Here is a 448-nt window from a genome sequence, read left to right as displayed (position 1 = left end):
GAATTTAACATACGTAATCCCTCCTAAAGTAACCACTAGCGATGGCGTATCAGATATTGAGCTTGCCGAACTCTGTTATCAATACCGATATGATTATAAAAATCGATTAATCGAAAAGAAAATTCCTGGCAAAGATTGGGAGTATATTGTATACAATACACTAGATCAACCGATCATGACCCAGGATGCCAGTTTAAGAAAAGAGAATTCTGGTAAACCCTGGGATCAATGGTTATTTACCAAGTATGATGCCTTTGGTAGAGTGGTGTATACAGGCTCGGTGATTAATGGCAGTTACAGAAACGTATTACAGAGTAGAGTTAATAATTTTGACGGCCCACAGTACGAAACCAAAAGTAATACTCCCATTAGCATTGCAGGGACACCAACATATTATAGCCTCGATGCCTACCCAAAAACAGGGTTATATAAAGTATATACCATCAAT

The 448-nt window shown here is 37.9% G+C and carries 1 pseudogene; it reads left to right on the top strand.

The window, feature by feature from the left end:
* Positions 1–448: pseudogene (locus tag Z053_RS31760) on the top strand (RHS repeat-associated core domain-containing protein); the annotation flags it as partial.

The organism is Aquimarina megaterium XH134, assembly GCF_000520975.1.
GTDB lineage: Bacteria > Bacteroidota > Bacteroidia > Flavobacteriales > Flavobacteriaceae > Aquimarina > Aquimarina megaterium.
This window is presented reverse-complemented; position numbering and strand designations above follow the sequence as displayed.